Annotated in this window: 10 protein-coding genes; 7 read left to right on the forward strand and 3 right to left on the reverse strand. The window is 74.6% G+C overall.

Features of this window, described 5'->3' with window-relative positions; all coding sequences use genetic code 11:
* Positions 1–151: 151 nt before the first annotated feature.
* Together ACZ4W5_RS27690 and ACZ4W5_RS27695 are read right to left on the reverse strand one after the other, a co-directional pair.
* Positions 152–2,356, reverse strand: a complete 2,205-nt coding sequence (locus ACZ4W5_RS27690; RefSeq protein WP_465657599.1) for a helix-hairpin-helix domain-containing protein — start codon at positions 2,354–2,356, stop codon at positions 152–154.
* Positions 2,357–2,492: 136 nt separating this feature from the next.
* A complete protein-coding gene (locus tag ACZ4W5_RS27695) occupies positions 2,493–3,473 on the reverse strand; it encodes an aldo/keto reductase (protein ID WP_465657600.1) in 981 nt (326 codons plus the stop codon).
* Between the two features lie 305 nt (positions 3,474–3,778).
* On the opposite strand from ACZ4W5_RS27695, the gene ACZ4W5_RS27700 reads away from it, so the two are divergent.
* A complete protein-coding gene (locus ACZ4W5_RS27700; RefSeq protein WP_360230357.1) occupies positions 3,779–4,825 on the forward strand; it encodes an LLM class F420-dependent oxidoreductase in 1,047 nt (348 codons plus the stop codon).
* A 108-nt stretch (positions 4,826–4,933) separates the two neighbouring features.
* On the opposite strand, the gene ACZ4W5_RS27705 is transcribed toward ACZ4W5_RS27700, so the two are convergent.
* The gene (locus ACZ4W5_RS27705) at positions 4,934–5,914 is read right to left on the reverse strand and encodes a magnesium and cobalt transport protein CorA (RefSeq protein ID WP_360230355.1); all 981 of its coding nucleotides are present in this window, start codon (positions 5,912–5,914) and stop codon (positions 4,934–4,936) included.
* A gap of 198 nt (positions 5,915–6,112) precedes the next feature.
* Between ACZ4W5_RS27705 and ACZ4W5_RS27710 the strand changes: the two genes are divergently transcribed.
* The 6 genes from ACZ4W5_RS27710 to mshC all read left to right on the forward strand — a co-directional run bounded on the left by ACZ4W5_RS27710 (position 6,113) and on the right by mshC (position 11,910).
* Complete coding sequence (locus tag ACZ4W5_RS27710; RefSeq protein WP_465657603.1) at positions 6,113–6,805, forward strand: histidine phosphatase family protein; 693 nt, start codon at positions 6,113–6,115, stop codon at positions 6,803–6,805.
* A 249-nt stretch (positions 6,806–7,054) separates the two neighbouring features.
* On the forward strand, positions 7,055–7,621 hold the full coding sequence (locus ACZ4W5_RS27715; protein WP_360230351.1) for a DUF3090 domain-containing protein: 567 nt from the start codon (positions 7,055–7,057) through the stop codon (positions 7,619–7,621).
* A 56-nt stretch (positions 7,622–7,677) separates the two neighbouring features.
* Positions 7,678–8,463, forward strand: coding sequence for an SCO1664 family protein (locus ACZ4W5_RS27720; RefSeq protein ID WP_465657607.1), 786 nt, complete (start codon positions 7,678–7,680; stop codon positions 8,461–8,463).
* Positions 8,464–8,551: 88 nt separating this feature from the next.
* Complete coding sequence (locus ACZ4W5_RS27725; protein ID WP_360230349.1) at positions 8,552–9,481, forward strand: helix-turn-helix transcriptional regulator; 930 nt, start codon at positions 8,552–8,554, stop codon at positions 9,479–9,481.
* A 129-nt stretch (positions 9,482–9,610) separates the two neighbouring features.
* Positions 9,611–10,453: a dioxygenase family protein gene (locus ACZ4W5_RS27730; protein WP_465657604.1), complete on the forward strand. Its 843-nt coding sequence runs from the start codon at positions 9,611–9,613 to the stop codon at positions 10,451–10,453.
* A 227-nt stretch (positions 10,454–10,680) separates the two neighbouring features.
* Positions 10,681–11,910, forward strand: coding sequence for a cysteine--1-D-myo-inosityl 2-amino-2-deoxy-alpha-D-glucopyranoside ligase (gene mshC, locus ACZ4W5_RS27735; protein WP_465657605.1), 1,230 nt, complete (start codon positions 10,681–10,683; stop codon positions 11,908–11,910).
* The last annotated feature ends 191 nt before the right edge of the window (positions 11,911–12,101 follow it).

The raw sequence follows: 12,101 nt of genomic DNA on the forward strand, positions 1-12,101 counted from the left end.
CCCCGCGTTTTTGTTTCTTCTTTTCCAGGGGAGAAGGGTCCCACGACAAAGAACCCCCCACCCCCCACCCTCGACAGACCGTGCGGGCTCCCCCCCCCCCCCCCCCCCCCCCCCCCTCGCACGTTCTTCGGTCGGTCGGCCGACGGGCGGATCAGTCCTCGGCGACCGCGTTCTCCGCGAGGATCGCCCTGAGCCGGGTGGTGCGCGGCTGCGCCGGGCGCTCGGCCACGGCCTGGGCGAGCGCCGGGCCCGCCGCGTGGACCACCGACAGGTGCCGCTCGCCGCGCCCGAAGGCCGTGTAGACCCACTGCCGGGAGAGCGCCGGCCCGGCGTCCTCCGGGACCACGACCACCGCGGCGGGCCAGCGGCGGCCCAGCGCCTGGTGGACGGTCAGCGCCCAGCCGTGCCGCAGCCGGCCGGCCTCCGCGGGCGGGACGGTCCGGCGCGAGCCGTCCGGGAACTCCAGGTGCAGTCCGGCCGCGTCGCCGTCCAGCACCCGGGCCGGGCGGGTGACCCCGGGGGCGGGGGACTCCACCACCCGGTCACCCGGGTCGAAGCCGCCGAACCGGCCGGGGCCGGGGTTCAGCCGGGCCTTCGCGGCCGCGTTCAGCGCCCGCGTGCCGGCCGGGCCGCCGTGGCCCGGGGTGAGCAGCACCACCTGCTCGGCAGGGATGCCGAGCGCGCGCGGGATGGAGTCGGTGAGCAGCTGGACGGCGCGGTGCACGGCCTCGCCGCCGTCCTTGGCGGTCAGGATGACCACCTCCTTGTCCGGCGCCTCGACCGGCTGCAGCTCGCCGACGCCGACCCCGGAGACCAGCTCGCCGATCGGGCCGAAGTCCGGGGTGCGGGAGGCGACCGCCGGGCAGGCCTTGGCGGCCAGCAGGTCGGCGAAGAACCTGCCGGGCCCGGCCGACCAGAGCTGGCCCGGATCCCCGCTGAGCACCAGCCGGGTGCCGTCGGCGAGCGACTCCAGGACGGTGGCGGCCAGTTCGACGTCCAGCAGCGGCGCGTCCAGCAGGACCAGGAGGTCCAGCGCGAGCGTGCCGTCGGCCGCGCGGCCGGGGCCGGCCGTACCGGACAGCAGCTCGGCGAGGGTCGCCACCGGCGTCGCGGCGGGGGAGAGGGAGTCGAAGGAGTCCCGGCCCTGGTCGGTCCAGGTGGCGGCCCAGGCCCGCAGGCCGAGCCCCGTGGCGGCGGCGAGCAGCGCGGCCGGCTCGGCCCGGGCCGCTTCACCGCCGGTGTGCAGCACCAGGGCGCTCCCGGCGACGGCCCGGATCAGGGCGGCCGCGGAGGGGGACGGCGCCGCTTCGGCGGCGGCCTCCCAGGCGGCGGGGCCGGGAGCGGCGGGTACGGGTTCGGCGGACTCCTCGGAGCCTGCCTCCGACGAGGGCTGCTCGCCGTCCTGCCCCTCGCTGTCCTGCTCCTCGGTGTCCTGCTCCTCGGCGTCCTCGCCCGGTACGAAGGTGGCCATCAGCTGGAGCAGCTTCTCGGCGAGGCTGTCCTCGGCCATCGCCGGCCCCTCCAGCGCGAGCAGCATCCGGGTCGGCGGCTCGTCCTCGTCCTCCTCGCCGCCCGCCGTCGGGGCCCCGGGGCCGGTCAGCTCCTCCTGGAACGACAGCAGCCGCCCCTCGGCGACCGCCTCCGCGATCGCGGCGAGCGGGTCCGGGACCCGGAGCCGCTCCAGCCCGGCGACCACGTCCTTCGCGTCCTGGGCCGAGTGCCCGCGCAGCGCCGCCTGCTCCAGCAGCCAGACCACCAGGGCCCGGGCCCGTCGCTCGTCGTCCGGGCCGACCGAGGCTCCGAGCAGGCCGCGGGCGAAGTGGTCCGCGTGTTCGGGGCGCACACCGGGGAGCCCGAGGACCGCCCACGGGTCCTCGCGCAGCTGCTTCGCGGCCTCCTCGCCGAGCGCGGCCACCGCGGCGGCGGCCAGGTCGACGGGGGCGCCACCTTCGGTCAGCACGGCGGCGGTCTCCCGGAGCGCCTCCTCGCTCGGCGCGGCGGGCCGCATCGGCGCGGCGAGCGGGGGAGCGGAAGGCCGGGCGACCGGCGGGGTGACCGGGGCAACCGCGGCCGGTTCAGCTGCCGGCTGATCGGCCGGCGCCTCACCGACACCCGGCGCGGACCCCTCGGCCTCGGGCCCCTCAGAAGACCCCTCGGTGTCCTCAGGCTCCCCGGACTCCTCGGCCCCCTCGGCCCCCAAGGCCTTCGGAGCGGAAGGCCCGAGCCGGTGGGCCCCCGGCCGCGCCTCCTGCTGCTCGATCCGGCGCATCCGCGCCACGATCTCCGCGATCGTCGCCTGGTCGGGCGCGGCCGCGGCCGCAGCCCCCTCCGGAGCGCCGTTGCCCGTGCCACTCATCGTCGTCCGCTCCAAAGCTCACTCCACTGCACGTTCTGCACTGCTCGTTCTGCTCGACCACCGGTTCGGCCGCCGGCCTGACCAACCGGTTCGACCAACCGGTTCGACCGCCCGGTTCGACCGACCGGCTCCAGGGCTACAGCTCCGTCCACCCCTGGTCCGGGTAGCGGTGCACCGGCGACGAGATGTCGTCCAGCGCCCCGCGGATCTCACCCGGAAGCGTAAGCGCCTCCACTGACAGTGCCGCCTGGAGCTGCGCCACGGTGCGCGCCCCGATCAGCGCGCTGGCCACCCCGGGCCGGTCCCGGACCCAGGCCAGCGCGACCGCCAGCGGGCTGCTGGCGAGCCCGTCGGCAGCGGTGGCGACGGCGTCCACGATCCGCCGGGAGCGCTCCCCGAGGTAGGGCTGGACGAACCCGGACAGGTAGGGCGAGGCGCCGCGCGAGTCCTGCGGAACGCCGTGCCGGTACTTGCCGGTGAGCACCCCGCGGCCGAGCGGCGAGCCCGCCAGGATGCCGACCCCGGCGTCGAGGGCGGCGGGCAGCGCCTCGCGCTCGATGCCGCGCTGGAGCAGCGAGTACTCCACCTGGGCACCGGCCAGCGGCATCCGGTCGTGGTGGGCGCGCTGCCAGGTGGCGGCCTTGGCGAGTTGCCAGCCGCTGAAGTCGCAGACGGCGGTGTAGCGGGCGCGGCCGGAGGAGACGGCGATGTCGAGCGCGCTGAGGGTCTCCTCGAGGGGCGTGTTGGGGTCGAAGGCGTGGACCTGCCACAGGTCGACGTAGTCGGTGCCGAGCCGGCGCAGCGAGGCGTCCAGGGCGCCGAGCAGGTGGCCGCGGGAGCCGTCGAAGCGGCGGGTGGACTCGGGGACGCTGCCCGCCTTGGTGGCGATGACGAGTTCGGAGCGGGGGACGAGGCTGTCGGTGAGGCGGGAGAGCAGGTACTCGGCCCCGCCGTCGGCGTACACGTCGGCGGTGTCGACCAGGTTGCCGCCGGCGTCGACGAACTCCTTGAGCTGCTCGGCGGCTTCCTGCTCGTCGGTGTCGCGGCCCCAGGTCATGGTGCCGAGACCGAGGCGGGAGACCTGTAGGCCGGTACGGCCGAGGTGACGCTTTTCCATCGGACGGGCCCTCCACTGGCCGGTGGCCCCGGTGGCCCCGGGAGCCCCTGTAAACGCGCAGGTGGGGCGAGTGCTCCCCACGTCGGCTGAGCGTAGCGGCCGGTCCCCGGGCAGGGGCGCAGACCCGCAGAACGATCAATGCGGCAGGTGTGACCCAGACCACCACTACCCGTCAGTAGCATGACCTGCGGGGACGCGGCTACGCTCGCCAGCAGGCCCGCCCGACGTGCTGGCACGCCCCGCCCGACCGGCCACGACGCCCGCCCGACTGGCCACCGGGCCCACCCGACTGGAAGGTTCGGCACATGCGACTCGGCATCAACCTCGGCTACTGGGGACTCGGCATGGACGCCGACAACATCGCGGTGGCCCAGGAGGCGGACCGGCTCGGCTACTCGGTCTGCTGGGCGGCGGAGGCGTACGGCTCGGACGCCGCGACGGTGCTGAGCTTCGTCGCCGCGAAGACCGAGCGGATCGACGTCGGTTCGGCCATCTTCCAGATCCCGGCCCGCACCCCGGCGATGACCGCGATGACCGCCGCGACCCTGGACACCCTCTCCGGCGGCCGCTTCCGGCTCGGCCTCGGCGTCTCCGGCCCGCAGGTCTCCGAGGGCTGGTACGGCGTGAAGTTCGACAAGCCGCTCGCCCGCACCCGCGAGTACGTGGAGATCATCCGCAAGGCGATGTCCCGCGAGCGCCTGGTGCACGAGGGCGAGAACTGGACCCTTCCGCTGCCCGGCGGCCCGGGCAAGCCGATCAAGCTGACCGTGCACCCGGTGCGCGAGCAGATTCCGCTGTACATCGCCGCGATCGGCCCGAAGAACCTGGAGCAGACCGGCGAGATCGCCGACGGCTGGCTCGGCATCTTCTTCGCCCCCGAGCACGCCGCGCTCTCGCTGGACCCGTTGAAGGCCGGGCGCGCCAAGGCCGGAAAGTCCCTGGAGGGCTTCGACCTCTGCCCGACCGTCACCCTCGCGGTCGGCGAGGACATCAAGGCCGGGGTCGACTCCCAGCGCTCCTACGCCGCCCTGTACATCGGCGGCATGGGCAGCAAGGAGAAGAACTTCTACAACCAGCTGACCCGGCGCATGGGTTACGAGCAGGCCGCCGACGAGATCCAGGAGAAGTACCTGGCCAAGGACTACGCGGGCGCCGCGGCCGCCGTCCCGCACGACCTGATCGACGCCACCTCGCTGATCGGCGACACCGCCCGGATCGCCGACCGGATGCAGGCCTACGCCGACGCCGGTGTCACCACGCTGACCCTGGCCCCCTCCGGCTTCACGCTGGACGAGCGGATCCAGGCGCTGCGCACCGGCGTCGAGGCGCTGGAGCGCGCCGGACTGGCCTGATCCTCCGGGTCTGCTCCGCCAGGTGTGATCCGCCGGTGTGCTCCGCGGGTGTGCTCCACCGGGTGTGCACCGCCGCCTGCGGTCCACCGGGCGGGAGGCGAGCGGCACTTACAGCCAGTCGTGCCGCTTGAACACCCGGTGCAGCACCACGCAGACCAGCGCCATCAGCGACAGCACCGCCGGGTAGCCCCACGGCTGGTGGAGCTCGGGCATGTCGTCGAAGTTCATCCCGTACACGCCCGCGATCATGGTCGGCACGGCGGCCAGCGCCGCCCAGGCCGAGATCTTCCGCATGTCGTTGTTCTGCTGCACGCTCACCTGGGCCAGGTTGGCGCCGAGGATGTCGGACAGCAGCCGGTCCATGCCGTCCACCTGGTCGTTCACCCGGGCCAGGTGGTCGGCGACGTCCCGCAGGTAGGGGGCGGTCTCCGGCTGGACGAAGGGGGCGCCGCGCTCCAGCCGCAGCATCGGTTCCAGCAGCGGGGCGACGGCCCGGCGGACGGTCATCACCTGGCGCTTGTAGCCGTAGATCCGCCCGGCGGTGTCGCGGCCGACCCGGCCGGGGGCGAAGACGTCCGCCTCCAGTTCGTCCAGGTCGGCCTGGAGCGCGGTGGCCACCTCGACGTAGCCGTCCACCACGGTGTCGCAGACCGAGTGCAGCACCGAGCTGGGGCCGTAGCGCAGCAGTTCGGGTTGCTGTTCGAGCCGGGCCCGCAGGCCGCTGAGCGGGGTGTCCTCGCCGTGCCGGACGGTCATCACGAAGTCCGGGCCGAGGAAGACCATCACCTCGCCGCTGGTGACGGTACGGGTGTCGGCGTGGTGGCCGAGGGTCTTGAGGGCGACGAACAGCGAGCCCTGGTAGGCCTCGACCTTGGGGCGCTGGTGGGCGCTGACGGCGTCCTCGACGGCCAGCGGGTGCAGCGCGAACTCCTTGCCGACCCGGTCGAGTTCCTCGGTCGTCGGTTCGAGGAGGCCTATCCAGACGAAGGCTCCCGGCCCGGCCTCGCGGGCGGTGGCGAGCGAGTCGGTCAGGTCCTCGGAGGCCCCGAGCCGGCGGCCGTCCCGGTACGCGGCGCAGTGCACGATCATGTGGGCCATTGTCCCCCGGGCACGCCCGCCGGGCCGGGAGCCGGGCCACCGGGCCGACGCGAGCTCTGCGTGACGGGCCCTGCGCGACGGACCCTGCGCGACGACAGCCCCGCGCGACGAGTCCCGTCCAGGCGCCCCCGACTGCCGACTCCCGGACCGCACCCCACGGCGGAGTCCGGAGGCCGTAGGCTGAGCCCCATGCCCACCCTGTTGCTCGTCCGTCACGGCCGCTCGACCGCGAACACCGCCGGGATCCTGGCCGGTTGGACCCCCGGCGTGGACCTGGACGACACCGGGCGCGCCCAGGCCGCCGCGCTCGCCGACCGGCTGGCCGGGATCCCGCTGGCGCTCGCCGTCAGCAGCCCGCTGGAGCGCTGTCGGCAGACCCTGGAGCCGCTGCTCGCCGCCCGCCCCGAGCTGGGCGCGCCGACCGAGGACGAGCGGCTGGGGGAGTGCCACTACGGCGAGTGGACCGGCCGTCCGCTGGCCGAGCTGGCCAAGGAGCCGCTCTGGCGCACCGTGCAGGACCACGCCTCCGCCGCGGCCTTCCCGGGCGGCGAGTCGCTGCGCGCGCTGAGCCACCGTACGGTCGACGCCGTCCGCGAGTGGAACGCGAGGGTCGCCGAGGAGCACGGCGAGGACGCGGTCTGGATCGCCTGCTCGCACGGGGACGTGATCAAGGCGGTGGTGGCCGACGCGCTCGGCCTGCACCTGGACCACTTCCAGCGGATCAGCGTCGAGCCCTGTTCGGTCACCGCCATCCGCTACACCCCGCAGCGGCCCTTCGTCCTCAGAACGGGCGACACCGGCGACCTCGCCTCGCTGGCGCCCCGGCCCTCGGCCGCCGCGGCCACCCCGGCCGGTGACGCGGTGGTCGGCGGCACGGTCTGAGCGGTGCCGCTCGCCCCCTCCCCGCCCGCCCCTCCCGCCCGCCCCGCGCACCCGTCCGAACGGCGCGCGACACCGTCCGACCCCGCGGGTGCCACCCCGTCCGCGGCCCCCGGCTCGGCTCCCCGGCCGGGGCCCGGAGGTCGTAGGGTGACTGGTGAGTGCCCAGTAGTCCGACCACCGGCCCAGGTGGACAACCCCGCGATCCCCCTTGGCGGATCCGCACAAACCGACACGATCCGGAGCTAGAGCGTGCCCCGTCAGGTCTTCTTCTACGACCAGCCCGAACGGTTCGTGGCCGGCACCGTCGGCCAGCCCGGCGCCCGGGCGTTCTACCTGCAGGCCAGCGCCCGGGGCCGGATCACCAGCGTGCTGCTGGAGAAGACCCAGGTCGCCGCGCTCGCCGAACGGATCGAGGAGGTCCTGGACGAGGCGCTGCGACGCAGCGGGGGCGACGCCGCCATCCCGGCCGCCGCGCCCAAGGACCTGCTCGACACCGCCCCGCTGGACCTCCCGCTGGAGCAGGAGTTCCGGGTCGGCACGATGGCCCTGGCCTGGGACAGCGTGGACGCCTGCCTGGTGGTCGAGGCCCAGGCGCTGGTGGAGGACGAGGAGGAGGACGGCGAGGAGGCCGCCTTCCAGGACGACGAGAACGGCCCGGACATGCTGCGGGTGCGGCTGTCCGGCGCGATGGCCCGGGTGTTCGCCAAGCGTGCGCTGGACCTGGTCGCGGCCGGCCGCAAGCCCTGCCCGTTCTGCAACCTGCCGCTGGACCCGGAGGGCCACCTGTGCCCGCGCGCGAACGGCTACCGGCGCTGAACACCGAGACCCCGCCGCAGGCCGACCCGGCGGCGGCCGCCGCCCTCGCCGCCGACGTGCCCACCGCCCTCGCCCTGCTGCGCCGGGGCGGGCTGACCGTGCACGGCCGGCTCACCGAGGCCTCCAATGCCGCGCTGTACTGCACCGTCGAGCACGACGGGCTGAGCGCCCAGGCCGTCTACAAGCCGGTGGCGGGCGAGCGCCCGCTGTGGGACTTCCCGGACGGCACCCTGGCCGGCCGCGAGGTCGCCGCGTACGAGCTGTCCGCGGCGACCGGCTGGGAGCTGATCCCGCCGACCGTGCTGCGCGACGGCCCGCACGGGCCGGGCATGGTGCAGCTGTGGGTCGAGCCCGACCCGGAGGCCGAGCCGCTGCTGGCGTTGCAGGACCCGGCCGGCCCGGAGGAGGGCTGGCTGCCGATCGTCCGGGCCGAGGTCGAGGGCGGCCGCACCGCGCTGCTGGTGCACCACGACGACCGGCGGCTGCGCCGGCTCGCGGTGCTGGACGCGGTGCTCAACAACGCCGACCGCAAGGGCGGCCACCTGATCCCGGCCGCCGACGGCCGGGTGTACGGCATCGACCACGGCGTCACCTTCAACACCGAGGGCAAGCTGCGCACCCTGCTCTGGGGCTGGGCGGGCGACCCGCTGCCCGCCGAGGCGCTGGAGGTGCTGGCCGGGCTGGCCGAGCAGTTGGAGGGGGCGCTGGCCGAGCGGCTGGCCCCGCACCTGACCGCCGCCGAACTGGACGCCACCCGGGCCCGGGTGGCCGGGCTGCGGGACTCGGGCACACACCCGCTGCCCTCCGCGGACTGGCCCGCGATCCCCTGGCCGCCGGTGTAGCCCGGGTTCCGCGGCGCGGCGGGGGTTCGGCCCGGGTTACCGGCCGGTGGTCTGGACCTGTCACCGGAACAGGTCGCACACTGCTCCGATGGACGTGCGACGGACCACCCCCACCCCCCGAACCGCGCCGGACCTGCCGTTGCACCGCCTGCAGGTCCCACTGCCCCACGTGCTGCCCTTCGCGATCGGCAGTTTCGACGCGATCGGCCCGCTCTCCCGCGCCAACTTCCCCCACCGGCACTCGTTCCACGAGATCGTCATGGTCACCGGCGGCCACGGCGCCCACGTCCTGGACCTGGTCCACCGGGCGCTGGCGCCACCGCAGTTGTGCGTGATCACGCCCGGCCAGGTGCACCACTGGGCGGACGCCGAGGAACTCACCGGCCGGGTCGTCCTGTTCAACGAGGACTTCCTGCTGGGGCACCCGCAGGACCTCGCCGCGCTGCGCGCCCTGGCCGCCCGCCCCGGCATCGCGCTCGGTGAACAGGCCGGCGCCATCGCCCGGTTGCTCGCCGACATGGAGCAGGAGTACCGGACCAGGGCGCCCGGCTACCAGGGCGTGCTACGGGCCAGCCTGCACATCCTGATCGTCCGGGCCCTGCGCGCCTGCGCCCCGGACGACCGGCCCGCGGTGCCCAGTAGGCCGGCCGAACTGGCGGCCGCCTTCACCCGGTTGATCGCCAAGCCGGGCGGGGTGCGGCACTCGGTGGCCTCCACCGCCCAGGAACTCGGGGTCTCCCCGGGGCACCTGCAGACCCTGGTCAAGCAGGCCACCGGCCGCACCCCGGGCGGACTGATCCGCCGGCAGCAGACCCTGGAGGCCAAACGGCTGCTCGCCTGCACCGATCTGACGATTCGTCAGGTTGCCAAGGAGGCCGGCTTCGCGGACCCGGCGTACTTCTGCCGCTTCTTCCGGCGGGAGACCGGGATGACCCCGGGGGAGTTCCGGGCCAGGGTCGACGGAAATCACCACGATCCCCGGATCATGTCCATCGCCGTCGCGCCGGACGGTCCGTAACGTTCCTAGCGGCCACCGGCGGCCGGTCCAGCGCGCGGACGGCGGCCGGTTCGGCCCTTGTCATGCCCCCACCATGGCAAGGGCCGCCCTCAGCTCCCCCGCGAAGGATCCACCGGAAGGAGACGGCGCATGCCCCCGTCCGACGGCATGATCAGCCGCAAGACCGTCCTCAAGGCCGCCGCCGCGCTCGGGGCCGCACCGCTGCTCGTCGGCGGCGGGGTCGCCCTGGCCCGCGACAGGGTCGGCGCCGGCCGCATCCCCGGCCTGACCCCCGAGTGCCACGACGGGGACGACCCGACCGTCGAGCAGATCGAGGGTCCGTACTTCAAGCCCGACTCCCCGCTGCGCAGCTCGATGGTGAACGACGGCCCGGGCACCCGGCTGACCGTCAGCGGCTACGTCTTCGGCCGCGCCTGCCGGCCCGTCCCCGGCGTGCTGCTGGACTTCTGGCAGGCCGACGACGGCGGGAACTACGACAACGTCGGCTACACCTTCCGCGGCCACCAGTTCACCGACGCCAACGGCGCGTACCGGCTGGAAACCGTCGTCCCGGGCCTCTACCCGGGCCGCACCCGGCACCTGCACGTCAAGCTCCAGGCCCCCGGCCGCCCGATCCTGACCACCCAGCTGTACTTCCCGGGCGAGCCGCGCAACAACACCGACACCATCTACGACGCCCGGCTGCTGATGAACGTCCAGCGGAACGGCTCCGGCGAGAACGCCACCTTCGACTTCGTGCTGGACGTGCCGCAGACCCCGGGCACCCCGAGCCCGACGGCCACCACCACCCCGACCGGGACCCCGACCGGAGGGCCCACCACGCCGCCGAGCGGCAGCTGGGCCGCCGGCCGGGCCTACAACGCGGGCGACCGCGTCACCTACACCGGCGCCTCCTACCTCTGCCTCCAGGCGCACACCGCCCTGGTGGGCTGGGAGCCGCCGAACGTGCCGGCCCTCTGGCAGCGGTCGTAGCGGCTCCGGCCGCTCCCCCGGGGAGCCGGGCGCCCGGTCGGCGGCAGGGCCGACCGGGCGCTCACCCGTGTCCGAAAACGATCGGACGGAGTCACCGGTCCGAAACGGAACGCGCGAAGACGGGCCCTGAGCAGTCGAAGGGTGATCGGGCAACGGCAGGAAGCTAATCCAGTCGATCTTCGTTACTGGTTAGGCTTTCAAATGTTCTCAAGGTTAAGGTCGATCCCATGCATGCCTGGCCCGCCTCCGAGGTTCCCGCCCTGCCTGGTCAGGGGCTCCCCCTCCACATCTTCGACACCGCAGCGGGCACGGTCCGCGAGGTCGTGCCGCAGGACGGCACCGCCCGGATCTACGTCTGCGGCATCACCCCCTACGACGCGACCCACATGGGCCACGCCGCCACCTACAACGCCTTCGACCTGGTGCAGCGGGTCTGGAAGGACGCCGGCCACGACGTCCTCTACATCCAGAACGTGACCGACGTGGACGACCCGCTGCTCCAGCGCGCCGTCGAGACCGGCCAGGACTGGGTGGCCCTCGCCGAGCGCGAGACCGCCCTGTTCCGCGAGGACATGACGGCCCTGCGGCTGCTCCCGCCGGCCCACTACGTGGGCGCCGTCGAGTCGATCCCGTGGATCGTCCCGATCGTCCAGAAGCTGCTGGCCTCCGGCGCCGCCTACAGGGTCGACGGGGACATCTACTACTCGGTCGACGCCGACCCGCACTTCGGCGAGGTCTCCGGGCTCACCCGCGAGGCCATGCGCCCGGTCTTCGCCGAGCGCGGCGGCGACCCGGACCGCCCCGGCAAGCGCAACCCGCTGGACGCCCTGCTCTGGCTGGCCGCCCGTCCGGGCGAGCCCGCCTGGGACACCGAGCTCGGCCACGGCCGCCCCGGCTGGCACATCGAGTGCGTGGCCATCGCCCTGCAGTACCTGGGCATGGGCTTCGACATCCAGGGCGGCGGCAGCGACCTGTCCTTCCCGCACCACGAGATGGGCGCCTCGCACGCCCACAGCGCCACCGGCTCCCACCCGTACGCCAAGGCGTACGTGCACGCCGGGATGGTCGGGCTGGACGGCCGGAAGATGTCCAAGTCCCGCGGCAACCTGGTCTTCGTCTCGGCCCTGCGCCGCGAGGGCGTCGACCCGGCGGCGATCCGCCTGGCGCTGCTCTCGCACCACTACCGCCAGGACTGGGAGTGGACCAAGGCCGTCCTGGACGAGGCCGTCGAGCGCCTCGCCCGCTGGCGGGCCGCCGTCTCCCGGCCGGACGGCCCGGCCGCCGAGCAGCTGCTCGCCGAGGTCCGCACCGCGCTGGCGAACGACCTGGACGCGCCCGCCGCGCTGGCCGCCGTCGACCGGTGGGCCGCGCAGCAGGAGACGGCGGGCGGCACCGACATCGGCGCGCCCGGCCTGGTGAGCCGCACCGTGGACGCCCTGCTCGGCGTCGCGCTGTGAGGGTGACGCCCCGAGAGCGGTGAGGCCCTGAGCGGTGACGCCCTGAGAGCGGTGACGCCCCGGGAGCGGTGACGCCCTGAGAACGCCGAAGGGGGGGGGGGGGGTTGGGGCTCCAGGGCCCCTTTGGGCCCCCCCCCCCCGGGGGGGGGAGAAGGGAGAGATCTGCCCCCCCCCCCCCCTCTTTTCTTCTT

The organism is Kitasatospora sp. NPDC029367 (assembly GCF_055569135.1).